At 65.2% G+C, this 22157-nt stretch carries 17 protein-coding genes and 1 pseudogene; 9 read left to right on the top strand and 9 right to left on the bottom strand.

Annotation, left to right across the window (positions count from 1 at the left end):
- Nucleotides 1–9: 9 nt before the first annotated feature.
- Nucleotides 10–390 (bottom strand): hypothetical protein, encoded by a 381-nt coding sequence (locus ACIRSS_RS23120; protein ID WP_400898121.1) that lies wholly within the window; start codon nt 388–390, stop codon nt 10–12.
- An 87-nt stretch (nt 391–477) separates the two neighbouring features.
- On the opposite strand from ACIRSS_RS23120, the gene ACIRSS_RS23115 reads away from it, so the two are divergent.
- Nucleotides 478–1224, top strand: coding sequence for a DUF5131 family protein (locus tag ACIRSS_RS23115; RefSeq protein ID WP_400898119.1), 747 nt, complete (start codon nt 478–480; stop codon nt 1222–1224).
- A 28-nt stretch (nt 1225–1252) separates the two neighbouring features.
- Here ACIRSS_RS23115 and tcmP read toward each other — a convergent pair whose 3' ends face one another.
- Complete coding sequence (tcmP, locus tag ACIRSS_RS23110; RefSeq protein ID WP_400898117.1) at nt 1253–2548, bottom strand: three-Cys-motif partner protein TcmP; 1296 nt, start codon at nt 2546–2548, stop codon at nt 1253–1255.
- A gap of 945 nt (nt 2549–3493) precedes the next feature.
- Nucleotides 3494–4069, bottom strand: a complete 576-nt coding sequence (locus ACIRSS_RS23105; RefSeq protein ID WP_400898115.1) for a hypothetical protein — start codon at nt 4067–4069, stop codon at nt 3494–3496.
- A gap of 794 nt (nt 4070–4863) precedes the next feature.
- On the opposite strand from ACIRSS_RS23105, the gene ACIRSS_RS23100 reads away from it, so the two are divergent.
- The gene (locus ACIRSS_RS23100) at nt 4864–5688 is read left to right on the top strand and encodes a hypothetical protein (RefSeq protein ID WP_400898113.1); all 825 of its coding nucleotides are present in this window, start codon (nt 4864–4866) and stop codon (nt 5686–5688) included.
- A 974-nt stretch (nt 5689–6662) separates the two neighbouring features.
- On the top strand, nt 6663–6902 hold the full coding sequence (locus ACIRSS_RS23095; RefSeq protein ID WP_400898112.1) for a hypothetical protein: 240 nt from the start codon (nt 6663–6665) through the stop codon (nt 6900–6902).
- Here the strand turns inward: ACIRSS_RS23095 and ACIRSS_RS23090 are convergent.
- Together ACIRSS_RS23090 and ACIRSS_RS23085 are read right to left on the bottom strand one after the other, a co-directional pair.
- Nucleotides 6899–7873 carry a GNAT family N-acetyltransferase gene (locus ACIRSS_RS23090; protein ID WP_400898110.1) on the bottom strand — a complete coding sequence of 325 codons (975 nt, stop codon included), beginning with the start codon at nt 7871–7873 and terminating at the stop codon, nt 6899–6901. The genes ACIRSS_RS23095 and ACIRSS_RS23090 overlap by 4 nt on opposite strands.
- Nucleotides 7874–7913: 40 nt before the next feature.
- Nucleotides 7914–8618, bottom strand: coding sequence for a hypothetical protein (locus tag ACIRSS_RS23085; RefSeq protein ID WP_400898108.1), 705 nt, complete (start codon nt 8616–8618; stop codon nt 7914–7916).
- Nucleotides 8619–8954: 336 nt separating this feature from the next.
- On the opposite strand from ACIRSS_RS23085, the gene ACIRSS_RS23080 reads away from it, so the two are divergent.
- The 4 genes from ACIRSS_RS23080 (at nt 8955) to ACIRSS_RS23065 (ending at nt 16377) form a co-directional block, all read left to right on the top strand.
- Nucleotides 8955–12959 carry a hypothetical protein gene (locus ACIRSS_RS23080; RefSeq protein ID WP_400898106.1) on the top strand — a complete coding sequence of 1335 codons (4005 nt, stop codon included), beginning with the start codon at nt 8955–8957 and terminating at the stop codon, nt 12957–12959.
- Between the two features lie 857 nt (nt 12960–13816).
- Entirely contained in the window at nt 13817–14092 is a 276-nt protein-coding gene (locus tag ACIRSS_RS23075; RefSeq protein WP_400898104.1) for a hypothetical protein, read from the top strand.
- A 67-nt stretch (nt 14093–14159) separates the two neighbouring features.
- Nucleotides 14160–14543 (top strand): pentapeptide repeat-containing protein, encoded by a 384-nt coding sequence (locus ACIRSS_RS23070; RefSeq protein WP_400898102.1) that lies wholly within the window; start codon nt 14160–14162, stop codon nt 14541–14543.
- Nucleotides 14544–15627: 1084 nt separating this feature from the next.
- Nucleotides 15628–16377, top strand: a complete 750-nt coding sequence (locus ACIRSS_RS23065; protein WP_400898100.1) for a hypothetical protein — start codon at nt 15628–15630, stop codon at nt 16375–16377.
- A gap of 2 nt (nt 16378–16379) precedes the next feature.
- Here ACIRSS_RS23065 and ACIRSS_RS23060 read toward each other — a convergent pair whose 3' ends face one another.
- From ACIRSS_RS23060 to ACIRSS_RS23045, 4 genes are read right to left on the bottom strand one after another with little or no spacing between them, the layout of a single operon-like run.
- Complete coding sequence (locus ACIRSS_RS23060; protein ID WP_400898098.1) at nt 16380–16823, bottom strand: hypothetical protein; 444 nt, start codon at nt 16821–16823, stop codon at nt 16380–16382.
- Between the two features lie 12 nt (nt 16824–16835).
- On the bottom strand, nt 16836–18407 hold the full coding sequence (locus ACIRSS_RS23055; RefSeq protein ID WP_400898096.1) for a hypothetical protein: 1572 nt from the start codon (nt 18405–18407) through the stop codon (nt 16836–16838).
- Nucleotides 18408–18420: 13 nt separating this feature from the next.
- The gene (locus ACIRSS_RS23050) at nt 18421–18573 is read right to left on the bottom strand and encodes a DUF397 domain-containing protein (protein WP_400898094.1); all 153 of its coding nucleotides are present in this window, start codon (nt 18571–18573) and stop codon (nt 18421–18423) included.
- On the bottom strand, nt 18515–19450 hold the full coding sequence (locus ACIRSS_RS23045) for a Scr1 family TA system antitoxin-like transcriptional regulator (RefSeq protein WP_400898092.1): 936 nt from the start codon (nt 19448–19450) through the stop codon (nt 18515–18517). Before ACIRSS_RS23045 ends, ACIRSS_RS23050 begins: the two co-directional genes overlap by 59 nt.
- 257 nt (nt 19451–19707) lie before the next feature.
- Here ACIRSS_RS23045 and ACIRSS_RS23040 point away from each other — a divergent pair, with 257 nt between their 5' ends.
- Both ACIRSS_RS23040 and ACIRSS_RS23035 read left to right on the top strand, forming a co-directional pair.
- Complete coding sequence (locus ACIRSS_RS23040; RefSeq protein WP_400898091.1) at nt 19708–20805, top strand: hypothetical protein; 1098 nt, start codon at nt 19708–19710, stop codon at nt 20803–20805.
- 441 nt (nt 20806–21246) lie between these two features.
- Nucleotides 21247–21906: pseudogene (locus ACIRSS_RS23035) on the top strand (glycoside hydrolase family 11 protein).
- The last annotated feature ends 251 nt before the right edge of the window (nt 21907–22157 follow it).

Raw genomic sequence — 22157 nt, 5'->3', positions numbered from 1 at the left:
CCGCCGGTGTTACGGGATGTCGCTCCCAGGTGACATGACGTCGTTACCCGCTGATCCTGCATCGGCAGGACTCGGGTCGGACGTCAGGAAGCCGCTTTGCCCGAGCTCGCTCAGCTCCTGAGCCCAGGCCCAGGCGGCGCTCGGGTTGCGGATGTAGAACTTCCGACGTGAGTCGCCGCGGGGCAGCGGGCTGATCAGTCCAGTGTTGACCAGGGCACGCAGCGGGCTCTGCAGGTTGCTGATCGTGATCTCGAGGGTCTTGGCCAGGTCGGTGAGGCAGACGATGCCGTCGTCGGTGCTGGCGATGGCCAGCATCAGCTCGAGGCGGTACCGCTGTCCGAACGCGTGCTGGGAGACCTGACGCAGCCGTTCTGCATCCATCTCGGTCACGAACTCGATGCTACGGGATCCTCGTTACGGGTATCGCGTAAAGTTTCTCGGCAAGGGGCGATGAGCGGTGCGCGAGCAGGAGTGACGATGAGCAGCAAGTCGGCGATCGAGTGGACGGAAGTCACCTGGAACCCGACGACAGGTTGCGACCAGGTATCGGCCGGTTGCGACAACTGCTACGCCCTCATTCTGGCCAAGCGATTGAAAGCCATGGGCACGCCGAAGTACCAGAATGACGGTGACCCGCGCACGTCCGGCCCTGGCTTCGGTGTGACGGTCCACCCGGACGCGCTGGATCTGCCGCGGCGTTGGCGCACGCCTCGGGTGGTGTTCGTGAACTCGATGAGCGACCTGTTCCACGCCAGGGTGCCGACAGCATTCGTGCGGGATGTGTTCGAGGTCATCGCGTCCACCCCGCAGCACACCTATCAGGTCTTGACTAAACGCTCGACCCGCCTGCGGCGGCTGGCGGATCAGCTGTCGTGGCCGGCGAACCTGTGGATCGGGGTCAGCGTGGAGAACGCCTCACAGCTTGGCCGGGTCGATGACCTGCGCGACGTACCGGCGGCGGTGCGGTTCCTGTCTTGCGAGCCGCTGCTGGGGCCACTGGACGGGCTCGAGCTGGACGGTATCGATTGGGTGATCACCGGCGGTGAGTCCGGTCCCCGGGCGCGTCCTGTCGACCCTGCGTGGGTGCGGGGCATCCGCGACCGCTGCCAGGATGCCGAGGTCGCTTTCTTCCACAAGCAGTGGGGCGGTCGCACACCGAAGGCCGGCGGCCGCGAACTCGACGGTCGACTGTGGGACGAGATGCCGCAGCTACTCGCCCACTGAGGCGCCAGTCACTCGTTCACTGTCGTGGTCAGCCGACCAGCCAGTCTCGCACCTGCTTGGGTGTGCAGTCGATGCGGATCGTGCCGGCCTTGTGCAGCTCGCGGGCGGCTTTGCGCACTAGCACGTCGCCGGCGATGCCGTAGGCATCGCCGAACACCGCTTGCGGGTGGTGCGCTAGCTTGAAGCTGCCGTCCCGGCCGGCGAGCTTGACCAGGTTGCGCTTGATCTCCTCGATGGCGCGCTGCTCTTCGTCTTCCTGCTGGAACTCGGCGAGGTTGAACAGCACCCCTTCTGGCGGGTCGGCGCCCGGACCGACTACGTCGAGCCACGCGCGTCGCGCCGCGGCGGCGCTGTGCCCGAAGACCCAGATCCCGTGCTCACCCCTGGTCAAGAACACCAGGTGATAGACCGGTTGATGGTGCATTTGCCTCCGCACTGGGACCACGACATGTTTCATGTTCGTGGCGGCGCCGAGCCGGCGCGCGTATTCGGTGACGACGGCTTCTGCCGCAGACTCCCAGTCTGCGCGGCGTGAGCTCTTGTGCGCTTCAAGCGCGACTTTCCGCCACCACGGGCCGCCGCAGACGGCGTCCATCGCCTGGATCGCGGCGTGGTCGTGCAGGTTCTTGTGCAGGACGCCCGCGGCGCGTCGGGTGAAGTCGGCGCTGAAGTTCAGGAGCGCTTCGGTTCGTGGCCAGCTGCTACCGCGCGCCCGGCGGAGCAGACGGTGCAGCTCGACGAACGGCAGGATCGCGCCACAGGGGTCGAGGAACAAGAATAGCGGCACGCCGTCGGCGCGGGACACGATCTCGGGCAAGTGTTCCTGGACTTGGCCGTGAAACGCCTCGACCTGTAGGCCTTGGTCGCGGTACTCGGCCGCGACTGTCGACAGTCTTCGATAGTCCTGTCTGCTGCGTTCGACCAGCAGCACCTCAACTTGGGTGGATGTACGCGCGCGATGCGCGGCCTGCAGCAACAGCTCCGCCGATGCCGGTCGTCCATCGTCGTAACGGCCGCGGCCGGCGTAGCCGTCCACCACCATCGCCCGCCGACCTGGGATTTTCGACGCGGTCATCACGACGAAGGGGAGGGCGTAGCCCCGTAACAGCTCATGCTTGAACACCGATTGAGCCTGCTGGTTGTCCAGGAGGCCAGCGCTAGTGCCTTTCGCCATAGGGAGGCCCTCCCCGGCAGCCGATCTTCCGATGGTCACATGACCAGGGGTGAGAACGAAGTGACGCTCCGGAATATCGCCCGCGCGGCCGAACCGTCCTGCGAACACCTGAACGACTAACTTCTGGAGGGCCGCTGCAGCAATCGCCACCGACAGACTGCTCGGCGCTGCGTTAGGTGCTGCCGGGCGCAGGTGGCCAGTCTTCCCCGCTCGCCCGCGCAGCAAACGGGCCGCCATTCCCGCCTGGTAGCAACGAGCCACCTGTGATCCCGACCGCATCCGCCGGTGGCGGTATCGCCACCCCTGCACAACGTGGGCATCGCGGCCGGGGACTCGACTGGCACGTCGCCCCCGCGGTCCCGGCGCCCTCATCGCGGCCCCCGGGCTCTCTGGCCACCGTCCACGTCGTGCTGGTGCCCTACACCGTCACCTGGGATCTCCCGGTCGGTCCTGCCCGGCTGGCTGGTCACTGCCCTCACCCCGCCGCCACCACCGCCTCACCCCACCGTGATCCCGGCACTGCCGGCGACCAGCAAACGGATCACCGCCTATGTCCAGGCCGCCGAGTGCCGCAACGTCGCCACCGCCACCGAAGGCCACCGCCACATCACCGTCTACGCCGCCGCAGCGGCGCTCGGGGACCTGCTTGGCACGGCTGGATCAGCGCCACCGCGATCACCCACCACCTCACCGACGCCGCCCGGCGTCACCTCGGCGTCGCCGACTTCGACCACCGCGAGCTGGCCAGGACGTCCGTGACGGCATCGCCGCCGGCCGCGAACACCCCCGCATCCTCACCGACCGCGCTGCACCCGCCCGCCAGTCCCGAATTCGCTGACAGGAGCGATGTCCTCATGCCGGACACCACACCGAGCCTTACCTGGCTCTGGCAGCGCCAACCGAACAGCACCGACCTCGAAAGTCCTCATCCCCGCCCGCCCGATCCCGCGGACTGACTGCCGACGCTCCGGCACTGCTCACCGAAAGTGATCGCGTCCGGTTCGGCTACGACTCCCTGATTCGCGCCGCGTCGGCCGGCCTGACGACTGCAACAGCAGGCATTGTGTCGATATCCGCCATTCAGCGCTGTCTCGATTATTCGGGACCGCCAGCCGCAGCTTCCTTTTCGGCTTCAGATATCGCATCGAGCAACTTTGAATACGGAATTACCGAAGGCTCCAGCGTCACACCGTCACCGAGTGAGACTCGCGCATAAATGCGCTGCGCTCTCTTGCCTATCTCGTGCGCCTGCACGCCCACAAGATCACGGAATTCCTGCTCGAATACGCGTCTCGAACCGTGATCCAAACGTATTGAAGACTCAGTGCCCGGCCTATACACATAGGTCTCAAACAGGTCAAAATGAGGGAGGTATCCGACTGAGACGGAATCAATATCAATCGGCGAACGGCCGATATTTCTGACATCGATGCGGAATTTTATGAACCTTCGATACGTGCGCCCACTATCCCAGAGTGACCGAGTAAGCTCCCATGGGTAGCGGGAATCGTCCTCGACACCTTCAAATAGCTCAACGCCAGTGACCATTGAAAATTCCACGCGAACAATGGGCCCTGTCCTCCGGAACGAGTAAACGTTCCATAGCAGTGAGCTTGCGGCGACAAACAAGGACAGCGCGGACACGCCTAAAGCCCACCAAGCGACATTCATACCGTTACCTCCTCCTCATTGAGCGACAGGATAGCGGTGGAAACTGTGATTCAGCTAGCACTCGTGGCTCACACGGACTTCGAACTAGCGCGTAATGAGGCTGAGTGAGACCAACTGCAAGCCGAGGATGTCCATGCCGCCTCGATGTCGAGGCCCGGCCGAGCAGATCTCGACTACGTCGAAGCCACCTCCGACCATCTGAGCTTCCGCGGGATGGCGACGACCTGCTCGTCATCGACGCTGCGCTCGTTGGCGATGAGAATCCGACGAGTGGCCCCGCCGTCGAACGCATCCGTTCCGACACCGACGACCGGTACACGTTCGCTAACCAAGCCGAGCACCTCGGTCGGTACATCGCGAGCACGCCTGTCGTTGATGACACAGCACACTGAACGTCGTCGTAGCTGCGAACTCGCCGCCGTCAGACACGGAGACGTTCTTGATCATTTGCTTGGGCCGTGCGAGTGGCAGGCGATGACCGAGGTCGGACAGCCCTACTAACGCAGCACCTGTGCCTACACGTCGTGCGATGACGCCACTCGATCGGCTGAATTTCCAGGACGACCTTGTCGCTTCACTGTTGTCACGCCGACGACACCAGGAGGCAGACTTGAAGGTTCCGAACAGTCGGCAGATATGAAATTTATTCACCATGTGTCGCAACTCTCAGAGGATGTCGTGAAGTCGCGCCAGATAGTTGTAACCGAGACGACACCTCCAACGACCTACATGTAGGTGGGGCAGGTCGCGAGAGCGAATCATCCACTCGCGGCGAACCAAGGGAGACGAGTTAAGTGGCAGTTTGGGCGAACCCTAGCCTTCTTGGGGTATTCGTACTTGGTGTTGCATTGTTGCTGGTCGGGGCCACCGGTGGAGTAGTTAGCCTCCTGGGAATTATTCGTTTACGCGGGAACTTGACACCTAGGGCACTTGCAGCATCCGCCCTTCTGGGAGTCCTCTGCATTATCATATCTTTTACCGGACTTCCGCATATCGTGATAGAATCGCCGCCCACCACCGCGCCGACGCCAACACCGGCGGTTGCCGAGTCGCCGGAAATGCCATCTAGGCCTTCACAGCCAACCGACACTAAGTCGATTCCGCCGACGACAACGGAATCGTCACCGCCCCCACCTGAGCCTCCTGCAAAAGCTTCAGAATCTGCAGACGGTAACTCAACAGATTCTGGGTCAACGCTGTATCTCCAGGATGCTAAGAGGATCGGAAGCCCTAACGCACTGAACAGCAACCCTGGCCTAGAGATCGGCTCAAATTCATACCCTCACAGTGTTGCCGTGGGGTGCACCTCAGAAGATGGACTTGTCGCGTTCGACGTTGCGGGATACTCATCCCTTCACGCCGTAATCGGCTTTGGCAATGATCAAAGTGGCGCGGGGATCACCGAGGATATCGCCAGCGAGATTACAATCTCCAACAACATCGGCAAGGTTCCCCTGAAGGTTGTGACCATTAAGCCCAGCGATGGCGTCCGCATTCTAGATGTCTCACTGAAGGGTGTAAACCAGATGAAAATCTCGTGCGTGCCCACCAGGAAGACGCGGGCAGGAAATGGAGTATTTTACGAAGTCGGTTTCGGCAACGCAGAGCTGAAGAAGTAGTTCCTTCTCGGCTACCCTCGCTCAACCGGCGAAGTTCGCGGTTGTCGACGCCGTGGTCACTGCGGCCGGAGTCGTCCTACTGACCACGCGTGGCACCGACTGCGGCCGAATTCCCTACCTCATCAGCGGCTAGGCGGTCTCCGCCGACGAGAACCGGCCGCCCGTGCAGCGGTGCGCCGGCGACCGGATGGTCACCCGCACTGGATCTTCACCACCGCGGCCCGCAAGCTCCGCCAGACCGGCTCCGGCTGAACAGCCGAGGATCCAGGCGTCTTAACAGCATGTCGTCGCCGTCATGCCACGGCGGCGCCCCGAGCGCCCCATCTCCAGCCCGTGCACTGTCCCGACACGCACCTCGCATGCGTGGCATACGCCACACTTAAAGCGCCCTGCGCGTGACCCATTTCGTGACCCGAAACGCTGTCCATCCGCGTGGTTTCTGGGGTCACGCGTGACAACCGTGAGGCTAAAGTGTCTGGTAGAGGACGCAGACGTCACCGTCACCCACTCTCCGGAGGCGGGCTTCACAACGTCGAACCTATTACGCGGACTTAGCTCCAAACTGCCTTAAACATCTAGCCTCGCAGGACCACCGCGGCAGACATTTCAGGTGCGACCGTGAGCGGCGACGTACTAAAAGTGAGGCGCCCGCAGAGAGCCAGCAACCGCGCAATGCGGGTCGGCGGCACGTCAGATGGAAGCTATACCCGAAATTCACGCGATTCCACAAGCTCGACACTCCCCGTCCCAAACAAGCGACACCAAGCCCCCGATCGAGTGGCTGCGATCGATTGCTTGCCACCCCAGCATCCACACCCGTCACAACTACCCACAGCACCCGGCCGCTAAGAATTTTGACGCGAATCCGCGACCTTGCAGGCCAGGTCACCGCCGTCGAAAGCCGCACAGACGCGTGTCACCAGATCGCGGCGAACTGTTTTACTCGACACCGCGGCTCACGCATCCTCGACATCGTGACGCTTGACTTCCGCGACCTCAAAGGCGCGCTCGCTGACCTCGACCGGACACTGCTGACCGAACTTCGCCAGGCCGGCTACGACCAGGACACCTCCGAGCAGCTAACCGCACTTGACCATACCGATCGCCTCATCTCGCAGATCAAGCAGCTTCTCGACGACCACCGCCAGGACCTGACGACACCCGACCCACCCAGCCCGAGCGTCGCCGTCTCCCGTCACTACGGCGGCGGCTAATCAGCAATATCCGGCTTCCGAAGGCTCAAGTCCGCCGACGCGTCTCCACCGATGGCGACTCGAACTGCCGGGTGACGCCGGATGCCGGGGAGGTTCCTCGCCAGCACGCCTCCGCGACCCGGACACCAGCGCGTCACCCGTCTCGGTGATCTCCAGCGCCGGACGTCATTGTGGCCGCCGAACGCCTTCTCGTTGCTTGCTGAGGTGATCGGTCCGGCACGCCCCCCGACCGTCCCGATCATCCCCAGTCCTGGCTCGGCGGCACAACGCCCCCCGATGTGCCGCCGAGCCCTAACTTCTCCGCCCACGGCAGTGGGGCGACCTAGTCGAGCGCCGCTGGTAGTCGGCCACCGCGAACTCGACCCCTCGCGACAAGCTCCCGCACGCCGAGCTGCCGGACCGGCCCGGCGCATGGCGATCCGGGCACGGAACGACTGCGCCACCGGGCCGTCCGGCAGCGGAGCCGTCCACCGGTACGACGGCGCCCGCGCCACCGCGGCCGCCACCAACGTGCGACCGAGACCCAGGCACCGGTACTCCGCGGCTACGTGGACGTAGTCAAGGGTGGCCGTCCGGCACCTCCCGCACGGGCTCGCTGTCACCGAGCCGACCTCGCCGCCGTCGAGCCGAAGCTCGACCCGGCCGGCCAACGTTTCCGCGGCCGGCGGATGGGCGGCCAAGACGAGTCCGCTGTTTGGCGCTGCGTCGGGCGCGTGCTGGACCGTGACGTCGAGGAGCGCCCACTCGGCGAGGCGCCGAGCATCCGGCTCGCACGCCTCCAGCCCACGGCACACCTCGCACAGCCACCCGTGCAATCGGTAACGGTGACTGAACGGCGCCAGCTTGTCGTAGAGGTCCAGGTTGAGCCAGTGGCCACGTAGACACCTGTCGATCTCCCCGACGACCGGCCGAACCGGAACCAGCGCACCGAACTCCCCGCGCGCACCCGAGCGGACGGCTTCGCCGATCATCGAGCACCTCGTGACGGTCCCGACCCGCTCGACGTGTGGATCATCCGGCGACCTCGCGCAGCCCACGGCCAGCAGGTTCCTCGCCGACGGCGACGGCACCGCCAGAGCCCGGAAGCCGCAGGGCGACGGCACTCGGGCGAGTCGCAGCGCCCCGCCCGCGGCGGGTCGCGACGACGTCCCGGAACTCCAAGTGGCCAAATCCGTCGTCGGTAAGACCGCGCCACCGGCGGTTCGACACGCTCAGCTCCAGGTCCGCGCCCGGCCACGGGCCGGCGGCGAGCAGAACCGCACCTCGATTGCGAACACGTCCAGCCAGCCGGCGCGCCAGCGGCGCCTGCATCCCGCGAGCGATGTCCGGGCCGAGCACGACCAGATCAAACCCGTCGATCAACGCCGACAGCACCGCGGCGACTTCAGCCCCGGCGTCCGGGACGAGGGCGAGCCGCTCCAGCTCGACGCCCAGCTCTGCGGCGGCTGCGACACCGACCTCGGGCATACCGGTGATGGCTGCCCACGATCCTTCCCGGGTCGCCTCGGCGAGCAGCGCCAGCACCAGCGCGGTCGAGCCGGAGACCGATACCACTGTGCCGCGCCGCAGACCGTCGGGCACCAGCTTGGCCAGCGCCGGGGTTACCGGCAGCGACCCAGCGGACGCCGAAGGGTCCGGGCTCGGCTCGCCGAGCTGCGCGGCCGTGCGAACGCCGGGGATCGCCGTGAGTCCCGCCACCGCCTCCGGCACCGCCACCACGCACCTCCAGCACCACGAACACGCACCGAAGACGCCCACGAGGGGAAGCCGCGAGCGAACCCGAAATCATCGAACACTTGTTCGAATACTGCGAGACGGCGCGGGCGCTGTCAAGTCGGGCCGGGCAACGTCACCCTCGTCGTGACGCTGCCGCAGCGTAGGGCGCTCAGCTCCGTACGCAATGTCACCGATCAGGGCGTTGAACAGCGCAAACACAGCTCAGTCCTCGTCGTGATCGACGCCACCTGGAGGCGGCCGACCGCAGCCGACTGCCGCTGGGACCGCGTCCGGGAGCCGTGACCATTGTCTAGGCTGGCGGTTTCAGATCTGGATATGGAGGCCAACGTGGTGGTGCGTGGAGTGCGGCGGTTCGTGCTGCCGTCGGGTTCCCGGCCTTTGCTCGACGACGCGGACTTTCTCCTCGTGCCGGACCTTAGCGAGTGGTGGCACGCAGACCAGCGCCCGATCCCCGTACTGGAGTTAGCCACGGACGCATCAAGCTACGTTCTGTTCGCGGCAGGCGGAGCCGGCAAGACCATCACCTTCCAGGCTCTGGCTGACATCGAGCCGGCAGCTCGATACCTCGATACGGCGTGGCAGACACTCGAAGTCCTGGATGACGAACTCATCGCGGCCGCTCAGAACGGCACTCCACTGTATCTGGACTCATTGGACGAAGCCCGCGACGGGACCGCACGCGTGTTTCGTTGGCTCGAACAGAGGCTGGGCAACCTCGATCCTGGTCGACTGCGCCTGCGGTTAGCGTGTCGGCCTATCGCCTGGCGGGTATCCCTGGCCGATATCCTGCAGCACACTCTTAAGGATTTCCTCGAACTGAAGTTACTTCCTCTAGACCGCGCCGCCGCGGTCGAACTCACCTCCGAAGACGACATCAACGGTGCCGCATTCATCGAAGCTATCATCGACGCCAAGCTGGGCAAGCTTTCCGCATCACCGAAGCAGCTTCTCGCGACGGCGAAGTATTGGGGCGCCGAAGGTCGTCTGCCACGCAATCCGTCGCTAGCCAACGAGTTCGAAGTAACCCGCCTTCTTACGGAAGCCGACGACAAACGGCCCTCCAACATGCCACAGGATCGCGCTGTCCGCATCGCCCGCCGACTGGCCACATTTGCAAGCTTTGGCGAGGCTACTCTGTTCAGCGTTGCCCATTCGAGCGCGAACACCGTCTTCAGTCTCGCCGACCTGCCCACGGACCCGGAACCCGCGGAACCAACCAGGCCGGTCGAACCCGACGATTATCGCGACGTTCTCGCCACGGCTCTGTTCGACGCCGCCCCGGATGGCACGCTGATCTTCCGGCATCGCCAATACGTCGAGTATCTCGCTGCCGCGTACCTGGTGGAACGCGGAATCGCCCCGGGGCAGGTTCCGGCTCTCCTGGGCGTTCACAGCAACGGACTGATTCCCGGAGAACGCGCCGGCGTCGCGGCGTGGTTGGCCGCCCTCCAACCGTGGCTGGTTGAGGGCCTGCTTGCCTCCAATGCGTTGACCTTCGCGTCGGCGTCGGTCGAGCTACCGACGGACGCCGCACGCGCGGCTGTGGTGACAGGACTCTTGACCGCCGCAGCGTCGGACGGCCTGTCGACGGCGTGGGGAACCGATCTGACCGGTCTGGCCCATCCGGGGCTGGCCGAACAGCTCAAGACCCGCCTGTCGGGTGGCATCCGCAGCTCGGAGGAGCTCTGGTGGATCGCGCGTCTGGCCGAAGCCGGGAACTGCACCGAGGTGTCCGCGTTGCTGGCGCGAGCCAGTCTCGATGCGACCTGGTTTCCCTATGCGCGTCGCGCCGCCATCCATGCCGTGGACAAGCTCGGCAGCGACGCGGACCGGCTGTCGTTACGCGAGCTTCTGCATCGCAGCACAAGCGAAGATCCCGACAGCGACGTCTTCAGTGCCGCCGTGAACGTCCTGTATCCCTCCCACCTCTCTACAGACGAGCTGACGCACGCGCTGCGTCCAAGCAAGCCCCGGGTCCTTGGCGGCTATTACGAGAGGCTTCTGCAAACCGTCGTCGATCGCGTGCCCGACGCAGACCTTCGGACGTTCAGTGCGTGGTTTGCTCGCCAGATCCCCCATGAGCATTCCCACCTCGAAGACATGCTGATCGGGGTGGTCCAGCGAACCTGGGCCGATTCCGCCGAACCAGCGCTGCGCAACGTTCTCGCCGAAGTCGTGGTCGCCAGTCTCCGCACAGGACTCTGGGAATCTCCCTCGCTGCCCAGGAACAAGCTGACACCGTGGAGCGACGGGCCTGACGCTCGTCGACGCGACCTGGCGGTCGCCATCGCCGAGGTCTGGCCGGACGCCGCGTACGCCGTACTCGTGACCGGAACGCTGCGAGCTGACGACGTCACCTGGTTACTCGACGTCCTTCCCACGTTGGCTTCGCAGGCAGCCGGCACGCTGCTGGCGGTCTTGCCGCAGCTTCTTCGGGAGCCAACCGTCGAGGTCGCTGACCGGATTCTCAGGATGCCGCCGACGGATCCGGCGTTCGCCGCCACCAACCACCTGCGAGGAGCAACGCCTATCAGCTCCCCTGCACCGGCGCAGGCGCAAGAGTCAACTGCCCTCGGGAAGTCCCAGCTGCAAGAGGCCGACAAGGCCAAGGAGGATCGACGAGCCGCGCTCGAGAGAGCGGTTGCTCAGCTCGACGCCGATCCGATGTCGTTCCCCGAGGTCGCCTATCTGCTGGCTATTACCCCCTCCCGCGACCCGCAAGCCATCTTCCACCCTGACCTCACGGAACGCCCCGGCTGGCCGCTCTTGTCCGCACAACAGCAGCAGCGGGTTCAGGCAGCCGGGATCTATTACGTGCAAGGGCATCAGCCACGCACGGAGACTTGGTGTCACAAGCAAACGTCGACGCTCGCGGATGCTTGGCCGGACTGGGCAGGCGTGCACCTGCTTGCCACGCTTGGGCGACACGCGCCGGCTCACGCGGCAGCATTCGAGTCGGCCGTGTGGCGACGCTGGCTACACCCGATCATCGCCACCCCCCAAGGCTCACTCAACGGAGGCAGCGCACTACGCACTGACCTCCTCGACAACGTTCCCGCCGAACTACGCGAAACCTTGTACGAAGCTGCGATCACGCACCTCGACCATCTGAGCGTGGAAACACATCACCTCACAGCACCGGCAATCTACGAACACCTCGCCGTTGGTATCGTGCCCGCTCTCGCAGACAGCCTCGCGGCCGCCAGGTATGACGCCGAACTCAGCGGCGATCTCCTTGCCCTCCTGGTCCAGCACGCGCCGGCCGACCTCGCTCTCAAAACCTGCCGGCAACTTGCCAGCGGCGAGGACGAATCAAAAGCCTCGCCGGCGCGGCAGCTCCTAGCAACACTCGACCCCAACGGGGCGATCGACAGCCTGGCATCCGCTCTGTGCTCACCCGCCGACCTCGCTGTCCGCATGCAAGGACTCGATATCACGAAACTCGACGACGATCACCTCAGCAGCGCCGCAGTAATACTCCTCGACGCCTTCCCCTTCGACACGGACCCGCCCCTGTACACGGGTGCGTCCTTCACGCCAAACCACAACGCCCGCGAAATACGCAACAGCGTTCTACACCGACTGGCTGACACCGGCAACGTTGACAGTCTCGAATCACTTAAGGATGGACGCCCGAAACTCGCCCAACACGTCATCACGCGATACTTGCGAACCGCACGAACTCGGCAAGCAGATCTCGCCGACACCAATACAAGTCCCCGTGCCATCCTTGACCTGCTCCGAACCACGGACGCACGCCTCGTCCGCGACGACGCCGACCTCTCCGACGTCGTCATCCACCAACTGGACCGTCTACAACATCAGATCAAGGGTGACGGGGCATTCCAGGAACTCTGGAACAGTACAGAATCGCCAAAGTCCGAGGACGACATGTCAGACTGGGTTCGTCGCCGTCTCCACGAGGCCCTCAACGGCCAGCTCGTCGTTGACCGTGAAGTACAAGTGCTCCGAAAGAAGAACACGGGCGTCGGCACCCGCATCGACCTCACGGCCAGCGCACCCACGCTCACCCCTGCTGCCACGGCACGAGTGATCATCGAAGCGAAGCTGGTCAACAACGCGGAGCTATTCACCGCGATGCAGGACCAGCTGATCAACCGCTACCTACTGCCAACCGCAACAACGCATGGAATTTACCTCGTTTACTGGGTCAACGCTGCCCAACGCCCGGCCCGCTGGACAAAGACCACCGCACCTTCAGTGCAGGAACTCACCAACCAACTGCACAAGCAGGCAGACGCGGCACCAAGGGGAACCCACGTCCGTCCGTACGTTCTGGATATCAGCCGCCCCAGCTAATTTCAGCGCCAGCCGCCGCATGACCGGCGCGGCCCAGCAGGACCGGCTCGCTCGTGCCACCAAGCACGTCTCGACCGAGTGATGGCTGACCGAGTTGTACATCATGGCAGTCGAGCAGCTCGGATCCCCGGCGCTCTCGCACGGCCTGCACATCTCGGCGCGGCCACGGCGCTGCGGCCAGGGAGATTGTCGAGATCGACTCGACGGTGCTGGACGCCCCCTGCTGCCCGCGAGGCCCTGCTATTCAGCCTGGTCGGTGGCATCGTCATCGCTGTGCCAAGCTGCTGATGACCTTGATGGTGTTCGCGGATACGGGGATCGCGTGCGGCACGCGTCGGAGAACCCCGGCGGCCAGGGAGGACCGGTACCGTCGAGTCCGCTCTCTGCCGGACGCCAGCCCTGCTCGTGATGCCGGCGGTCTTGACGACCGGGGATCGTTCAGCGGTCCGCCGTTCGGAGCACAGCTGCCAGCACGTCCAAGTGGTACACGTAAGCGGGTGAAGCTGCGTAGATGGCGGTGCTGGGGCGCGATAATGCTGCTTTCGGCAGCGGCCGTATTCGCTGCGCTGGTAATACTGGTCACGTTGCCCAGCTTGTCGTGGTGGCCGGGGTGGGCTGCGATCGGCGCGTGGTGGGCCCTGTGGTGGCCTGCAGTCGCCGCCGTCGCGACTGAGGGCGTCGGGATCGTCTGGTGGCGGCGCTCCACGAGACCGTCGGCGGCGTCGGCATTTGGGCCGGTGCCGCTGTGGGTGCCCGGTCCTGGTGGGTGGACACGATCCGGCCTGCCGCAGCCGCCTACCTCGTCAGCCAGTTCCGCGGGTGGCAAGCGGGGACGAGACTGGTCGAAGGTGACGAGCGTGATCACCGCGTTCACCGCGCTCGCGGCGCTGGTGTTCACGGGGGAATCCCTCACCACCTCCCGCGAGCAGAACGCGCTGGCCGAGCAAGGGCAGGTCACCGGGCGATACGCTTCGGCGGTTGATCAGATCGGCACCCAGGGCGATGATCATCTGCAAACCCGCTTGGGTGGCGTGTACGAACTGGAGCGGCTGATGTATGACTCGCCACGCGACCAGCCGACCATCATCGAGGTCCTCTCGGCATTCGTACGTCACCAGCATCAACGCCGATAATTCTAACGGCACGGGGTGCACCCGCAACACCGATCGCCCCAGGGCTGATGTTCAAGCCGCCCTTACCGTGCTGGGCCGTCGCGACCCACAGAGAGACGCAACTACCCGGATCGACCTACGCTCGACCTGCCTGCACGGCGCGTTCCTCAGCAACGCAAACCTCAGCGACGCGGATCTGGCCGCCGCGCACCTCGACGGCGCGGACCTCCGCGTCGCGGACGTCGACCACGCAAACCTCCGCGGCGCAGACCTCGAAGGCGCACACCTTAGCGACGCGGATCTGGCCAGCGCGGACGTTCGCCACGCGGATCTGGCGGGCGCGAACCTCCGCCACGCGCATCTCAGCTTCGCAGACCTCCGCGGCGCAAATCTCGGCGGCACGCAGCTCGACGGCGCGGACTTCAGAGTCGCTGACCTCGAAGGCGCGGACTTCGGCGGCGCCGATCTTTGACCGTGCGAACCTTGCCGGTGCTCAGGACCCCTAGCCTCCCCGTGCCAAGACCTAGCTGAGCCGGTTCAGTTGACCCGCGAGCCGATTACTGGCCAACGCAGTTGACCGTGATTCTGCTGCGATGCGAATCGGAGTGTCATCGGGCAGAAAAACGTTCGACATCAACACCGACGGGGTTGCGCACGTCGGGATGCTTCCTGACCTTGTGGCTCACCTGCGCGCCCTGGGCGCATCCGAGGAGGAGCTCGCGCCGCTGAATCAGTCAGCTGAGGACTTCGTGACCCTTTGGACCGACGCAGCGTCTCACCGTCGCCCTCTGCGGCGCTCGGTGCCGACGGAAGCGCATACGTGTTGTGGCGCGGCACCGACGGCAACCTCTGGCAAGCACTCGGCGACGGCCGCAAACCACTCAACGGCCCCTACACACTCGGCGCAGGCCCCCTCGGCTCCGCACCATCAGCCGGCGTCGACGACAACGGAGCCACCTACGTCTACTGGCGCGGCACTGACAATAATCTCTGGGCGCACACTGGACCAAAAATGGATCGGCCCCATCAACAACGGCATGGGACCCCTGGCTTGATTAGGTGATCCGCCTAGTGACAGCGGAGGATATGTTTGCAGGTAAGGGGCACCAGACGCCGCCGTAAAATCGTTGCTCGACGGAAATCGGAATAATATCGAGCGTATCGACGCTCGAGTCTTCCCTGCTGCACAGTACCGGACTCGCCGCAATGGTGTATGCCTGGCAGGGAGACCGGCGAATCCCGATACGAGCTCATGGTGTCGCTGCCGATACAGCGCATCGCCGAGTGCCAACGGATGAATCCCTCGCGACCCTTTCCTGGCGAGCAGACAACTTTCAGCTTCGACTTCGCAATGTGACGCTGCACAGCTGTTCGATCGAAGTAGCCTCAGCCCTTAGTACTAGCGATCACCGGCATGCCTAGGCCGGCCGAGGGCCCGGCGCCGGGATCGCCAGGGCCCTTCCGCCCGATCCGGGCAAGACGCCGAGACGCGTCAAGGGCGCGGTGCCGAGGCCATGGTCGTAGACGAGCTCGTCCTGGTCTCCGCCGGATACACTATGACCATTGAACCCACACGTAGCAAACTGTCGCGTCGGCTCACGGCGGCCACCTCGGTGGTCGTGCTGCTCGGGCTTGCTTCGAGTGCGCTCCTCGTCCTCCGGCACGACGTCGCCACACAAGCGCTGGGCGTGGAGGCGTACAAGATCGTCTTGCAGTTCTTTCTGGTCGCGGTGTTGGGCGGCGGAGTCACGCTGGTGTTCCAGGCGTTCAACCGGGAAGCCGAGCTGAAGGCGCAGCAAACCCGGCAGGAGGAGGATCAGGCGCTGGTCTTGCGCGAGGCGCGGCAACGGCACCTTCGGGAATTGGTCGAGCAGTACAACGTCGTCAAGCGAGCGCGGCGGATGTTGCGCGCGCAGGCGCTCGCGTCCCGGTCCGGCCTGGCCGGGCACCGAGTCCGGGTGGCCAAGTACGACGAGTTGCTGCAGGTGATCCTCGATGCCCAGCTGTCCCTGGAGACCATGCGGCACGTTGTGCGGGCCGATGACAAACTCTTCCCCGCGCAACGCGAGCTTGCCGGGTATCTGAAGACGGCGGGGGACTGCCTGCGGTCCCTGCTCACCGAGTACGAGGACTTTCTGCCTGGCGTCCACGCCGGTGAGGCGGAGGTGGACCTCGCGAAGCTGCCCAAGCTGGCGGACCTCGTCGGCCCCTACGAGGAATCAGAGGAGTTCCGCGAACTCTTCGTCCACCCGGTTCACCGAGCCTTGACCCTGATGCAGCACCAGGCCATCGTCGCGGCCGGGTGAAGTCAGCCGATCCGCCGGTCGTCCGGCAGGTCGATCGTCACCGAGTGCGTCTGCCGACGCACCTCCGACGGTCTCAAGCCTTTCCTCTTGTAGGAGACCAATTCGATGGCCTCGTCAAGCGCACCTGCCAGGGCCGACACGAATTTCACGAGCTCGAGGCCGTATTCGGCCGGGGCCATCGTCCTCCTTTTGGCGGAGACGTGCTCTTCGGTTACGTCCAGGATCCAGAGTACTTTCTCCAGCTTCTTGCCGATCTCCAGCTGAGCTGTCTGCCTGGCTTTCGACAGGCCTCCAACGGCGCGTTCGGCCTTCTGCAATTCGTCGAGTAATGGTTTGATGTCCGCATCGACTTGCCTCGGCCGGCAACCTCTCCGCATCTCGGTCAAGATGGTCTCTACTGCGCGAAGCACGCGGATGTCCGCCGTGCGGTCGCCGTTGCCCGTCACTTTCCCGGCCGGTCAAGACAGCAGGTCCAGGAGCCAGCCCTGCAGGCGCTGGGCCTGGTAACCGGCTGCTCGCACATCCTTGTCGGTTGCGCTCGGGCGTAGTGCGTCGGTAAGGACGCGAGCCAGGCCGCGAAGGTACTTCTCCACTCGATCGGTATGTGCTGGCGACGGGCCCCTTGGCTTGCCGAGCAGCAGGAGCAGTTCCTCGGTGTCGACCGCGAAAGTCGCCCGATCGCCCGCGTCCAACCGGGCGGCACGGAGTTCGCCGACCAGTTGTGCCCAGAAGTCTTCACGGGGATTCGCGGTGAAATCGCCGGCTGCGTCCGAGAGCTTCGCCGCGCGACTGCGCTGTTCGAAATCGACGACCTCCTCGCCCGTTATCAATCGCGCAGGCCGTGGCAGCGGTTCGTCGTCGGCGTTCGCTGTGTCGCCCACCAGTTCGGTAGCCGCCTCCGCGGCCAGCCAGAAGAACCACTCCCGGTGCGTGGGCGAGAGCAGCCCGCCCCGGCCGGTCAGCATCAGGGCGACGGCGATCACACACACCAGCCGCTGACGTTGCCATTCCGAGCGCATCTCGTACTCGCGCGCGAGCTGTTCTTCGGCGAAGTGGGAGCCGCGGATCACCGCCTGCACCACTCGGTCCGGCAACGGCGACCTCGGTGGCTCGTCGGGGCGCACGAGCCAGCGGCGCAGCCGCTCGAGGGCGGGGTTGGCGAGTTCCCCGTCTCTCAGTCGCTCGGCGACGGTCGTGAGCGTCAGGTAGACGGGATCCCAGGCGAGCAAGCCGTCCGGGCGGTAGCGGGACAGGTCGACCAGGCAGTACTGCAGTCGCTCGGGGTTCGCGTGCCGGACTACCAGGAGATTGCCGGGATGCAGATCACCGTGGCTGTGTCCCCGCAAGACGAGCAGCTCCGTCGCACCGCCGACGGAGGTATCGTCCAGCAGCTCGAACGGGTTGACCAGGATCGCCGTGCCGCACCGAATCAGACGCCGAGGCCGCTCCAGCAGCTCCGGGATGTTGGCGGCCCACGCCCGGATCGTTCCGCCCTTGGCCACGCGGCGGCCCACCAGCTCATTCAGCAGATCGCGCACCGGAGCCTTCGTGGCCTTCGATTCGGGGTTCCATTCGGTCGACGCCGAGACCAGGATGCGGCTGCAGGTCTGCGCCGCCTCGTCCCAGTCTGGAAGGGCCTTGCCGAACTGTGCCAGTTCCCCGAAGCCGCCCCCGGCGACCTGCTGGAAGGAGATCCATTCGCCGCCCTCCACGGGAATCGGGTTACCGAGCGGACGGGCGAGATGCATGCGGGCGAAGTCGGCGGGCGCGTGCCACCACGCGCTCTGATGAGCCTCTTCCTCGCGGTCCCCCTGCCCGGCCGAAGTGATTTTGATGATCGCGCTGTGCGGACGTTGGCCACGGGGCGCGCGGTAGACGCCGATCAGCTCAGCCGAGGTAAACCCGGACGCAGACCAGTCCGCCAGGACCAGTTTCTCGTCCATGCTGGTGACGCGTCGGCGCAGCGCAGAGCGCGCCTTGTCCGAGGTGATCCGGCGGAGCACACGTTCCGTTTCGGGATCAGGTGTCATGGCGGTCTCCCGGCTAGTGTCCGAAGTGGCCGGACGACGGACGTGATGCGAGAGTTGCTCCGGTCTTGAACCGGACTTCGACGCAGCTACCGCCAGCGTTCGAGTACCTACTCTTGAACCATCCGCCTCGGCGGGACGAGGTGGATGGTATGGGCTTCGTCGTCAAGCGGCTTCCTTAGTCTAGTTCCTTGGTGAGATGGTGGATCATTTGCGGCGTTTCCTTCTTGTTCAGGGCGCGCGCCGGCATGCGTCCTGAAAACGTCGCGGGTGAGGTTCCTCACCTGGGTCGGATCGTCGATGGTTTCCCACGTTGTTACCGCTTCCTGCCACGCCAACGTTGGTAGCTGCGGGTCGTCGAAGTCGAGAAGGACAAGAGTGGCACCGCCGAACAGCCCGCACGTGGTCGCAGTGAACGGGAGCACCCCTATTTCCAGCTGGTCCGAACACTGCTCGATCAGGGTGGCGAGGTGCACGAGCCGATTCCGGAGTACCTGCCGACCGCCGATCTGCTGCCGGAGCGCGGCTTCGCTGATGACCGCGGTGAGGGTCAATGTGTCGTTCTCGTCGGCGAGCCGTGCCTGGCGGCGTTGCCTGGCTTCGACGCGCTGGTCGCCTTCGGCTGGCCGCATGGTCACGTCGGGCAACATGATCGCCCGGGTGTAGTTGGCGGTTTGCAGCATTCCGGAGGTGAACAGATTCTCGTAATCCCGCAGGCTTCGGGCACCTAGTTCCGGGCCGCAAAGTCGTTGAATCTCATCGTCGAAAAGCGCGGAATACCGTGAGCACGAGCCGCGCTCCTTGGCTGCCGCGCGGAGCGCGAGCAGTTCCTCCCGCTCCTCGGCGTCGAACTCGAACAGCTCCATGATCCGCGTGAGACTCTCCAGCGAGAGGATCTTGCGCTCATTCTCGACCGCGGACCAGTAGTTGCGGGTGAACCCGAGTTCCTCGGTGATGGCCCGGACCTCGATACCCAACTGCTCGCGTCGTTTCAGGCGCAGCGCGAGTTCCCAGGAGGCAACCACCGGCGACGCCGGCGTGGACACGTCGGGGCTCCGCTAGCGTCCGATGTGGTCGGACGAGGGCCGGTGCGCGTTACAGCTCGAAAGATCCATGATTCACGACCTTCTGCACGTGCATGAGGGACTGGGGACAAACCTGCGGTTACAGTAACCAAACGACGTTCCGGTTCGGTACACCTAACTCGGCTGGGCTCATAGTGTGGCAGATACACGGGTTAGCGTCTCACGTTCCCTCCATAGAGGGCGTGGCACAGGCCGGTGTTCCGACGAAGGGAACGACTATGGCCGATCCGTCCGCGGTGCTACCCGGCGGGCGGACTCGCGGCTGCGGCCGCCCGCAGCATGTCCCGGGTGCCCTCGGGATCGTCCGGCAGACCGATCACCCGGCTAGCGAGGCAGCGTCGTACTCGACACCCCAGCACAACACCCTCGTCATCGTCGACGTCGAGGGGTTCGGACGGCGCTGCCGGACCAATCCCAACAAGGTCAGCATCCGCCGCGGCATGTACAGAGCCGTCCAGCGGGCCTTCGCCGCCGCCGGGGTCGATTGGGCCGAATGCCGGTACTCCGATCTGGGGGACGGCGTTCTTATCCTCGCTCCCACGCGGATCCCGAAGGTCCTCTTCGCCGACCTGCTCCCCGGCTCGCTCGCCGCTGAGCTCGTGACCCGCAACGCGACCCGTCAGCCGGAGCAGCGCATCCGGCTCCGGCTGGCCCTCCACGCCGGGGAAGTCTCCTACGACGACCCGTCAGAGGTCCATCGCCTCGTGGAGGGCGGCCGCGGCGTCGTCGAGCCGTCCCGCTCGCCGCGCGTTCCCGCTGTCGTGGACCAGGGTCTTGAAGCGCGCGTAGTCGAGGTCGTCGTCCTCGGGCAGGAACTGGTAGCCGGCGTGCTGGGTGACGATCCGCGCGGAGACGCCGGAGTCGCGGAGGGTGGCGCGCAGCCGGCGGACGTAGGTCTGGAGGTCTTTCCTGGCGTGGTTGGGTGGGTTGTCGTCCTAGAGGGCTTCGGTGAGTGTGCGGGTGGTGACGACCTTGCCGTGGTTGAGCATCAGCACACCCGGGAGGGAGCGTTCCTTCGCGCGCCCGAGCGCGACCGTCCGGTCGCCGAGCTGGAGCTCCACGGACCCCAGGATCCGGGACTCCATCCTTCCCCCGGCGGGTCGGCGAGGACTTCCCGCCCAGAACGGCAACCCGGCGGCACGGGGTGTTTCGGCGCAGGTCAACCGGCTGTCAAGGTTTTGTCCAGCGACCGGCAACCGAACTGTCAACCACCCCCGTTCACGATCGTTTCATGTCGTGGAGTTGGTGCTGGTGGCGCGGCGGACCGCCGGAACCCGTCGCGGATCCCGTGCACCACACGATATTGGCACTGGTGATCGACTGCTTCGCCGCGCCAGACCGGACGAAGATGCACCGGTTGATGCTGCGGTCGGGCCTTTACCGGGTGGTCCAGGCGGCCTTGCGGGCGTGCGGCGTGGAGTGGGCGGCCTGCCGTCGCGCTGACCTCGGTGACGGCGTGCTCGTGCTGGTGCCGGCGGACTGCCCGAAAGCGGTGTTCAGCGAGCTGGTGCCGGGTGCGTTGATGGCGTCCTTGGCCGAGCACAACGGGGCCACACCGGCGGCCGGAAAGAATCCGCCTCCGCACGGCTCTGCATGCGGGAGAGGTGAGTTACGACGCGCACGGAACAACCGGGGAGGCGATCGTCCATACGTTCCGGTTGCTGCATTAGCGTGTGCTGCGTGAGGCGTCGGCGGAGGGGGATCTGGCGGTGATCGCGTCGACTTGGTTCTACGAGGAGATTATCCGGCACAGTCCAATGAGCAGAACGGCGGTGAACGTGATGGTGTCGTTCCGCTCGGCGAGCCTTTCCTGCTGGAGAAGCCTGCCCGGCGTCGCGCGGGCCGACACCGTCATCACCACCAACCAGACCGGCACCAACAAGAGGTACTACTACTCCTTCTGGACCGCCGCTGACGGCTCGGTCTCCATGACGCTCGGATCCGGCGGAAACTACCAGACCAACTGGAGCAACGCCAACAACTTCGTCGGCCGCAAGGGTTGGGGCAACGGCAGCCGGCGGAACGTGAACTACTGCGGCAGTTTCAACCCCTCCCGCAACAGCTTCCTCTCGCTTTACGGCTGAACGTCCAACCCGCTCGTCGAGTACTACATCGTCGACAACTGGGGCAGCTACCGGCCGACCGGGACCCACAAGGGCACCGTGACCAGCGATGGCGGCACCTACGACATCTACGAGACCACGCGGTACAACGCGCCGTCCGTCGAAGGGACCAAGACCTTCAACCAGTACTGGAGCGTCCGGCAGCAGAAGCGGACCGGCGGCACCATCACCACCGGCAACCACTTCGACGCCTGGGACCGCGCCGGCATGCGGCTCGGCCGCTTCAACTACTACATGATCCTCGCGACCGAGGGCTACCAGAGCAGCGGCAGCTCGAACATCACGGTGGGCTGACCCGTGCGCGCCTGGATATTGGCCGCGGCGGCAACAGCGGCTCGATCAGTGCCCACGCCCTGTCCGTCGACTCACCGCGACCAACCGGGCACCGGTCCGGTACGTGCGTCGCATGAACTGGACGAGCAGGAGTGGCTCTACTTCCAGGCGATCAACCCGGACTTCGCGATCACCCGCGCCACGACCGCCGACCGAGCCAGCGAGCCGGGCGTCGGTGCCGAGCAGACCGGCGCCGGTAATCCGCGAAGCAG

It is taken from the genome of Amycolatopsis sp. NPDC101161 (assembly GCF_044768185.1).
Lineage (GTDB): Bacteria > Actinomycetota > Actinomycetes > Mycobacteriales > Pseudonocardiaceae > Amycolatopsis.
Note: the sequence above shows the minus strand (reverse complement) of the source record. Positions and strands in the feature narration are given on the sequence as shown.

What these genes read in the sequence shown, in the direction of transcription:
- ACIRSS_RS23115 (WP_400898119.1), top strand. Translation starts at nt 478, where the DNA reads ATGAGCAGCAAGTCGGCGATCGAGTGGACGGAAGTCACCTGGAACCCG.
- ACIRSS_RS23105 (WP_400898115.1), bottom strand. Translation starts at nt 4,069, where the DNA reads ATGAATGTCGCTTGGTGGGCTTTAGGCGTGTCCGCGCTGTCCTTGTTT.
- ACIRSS_RS23090 (WP_400898110.1), bottom strand. Translation starts at nt 7,873, where the DNA reads ATGATCGGCGAAGCCGTCCGCTCGGGTGCGCGCGGGGAGTTCGGTGCG.
- ACIRSS_RS23080 (WP_400898106.1), top strand. Translation starts at nt 8,955, where the DNA reads ATGGAGGCCAACGTGGTGGTGCGTGGAGTGCGGCGGTTCGTGCTGCCG.
- ACIRSS_RS23065 (WP_400898100.1), top strand. Translation starts at nt 15,628, where the DNA reads ATGACCATTGAACCCACACGTAGCAAACTGTCGCGTCGGCTCACGGCG.
- ACIRSS_RS23055 (WP_400898096.1), bottom strand. Translation starts at nt 18,407, where the DNA reads ATGACACCTGATCCCGAAACGGAACGTGTGCTCCGCCGGATCACCTCG.
- ACIRSS_RS23040 (WP_400898091.1), top strand. Translation starts at nt 19,708, where the DNA reads ATGGCCGATCCGTCCGCGGTGCTACCCGGCGGGCGGACTCGCGGCTGC.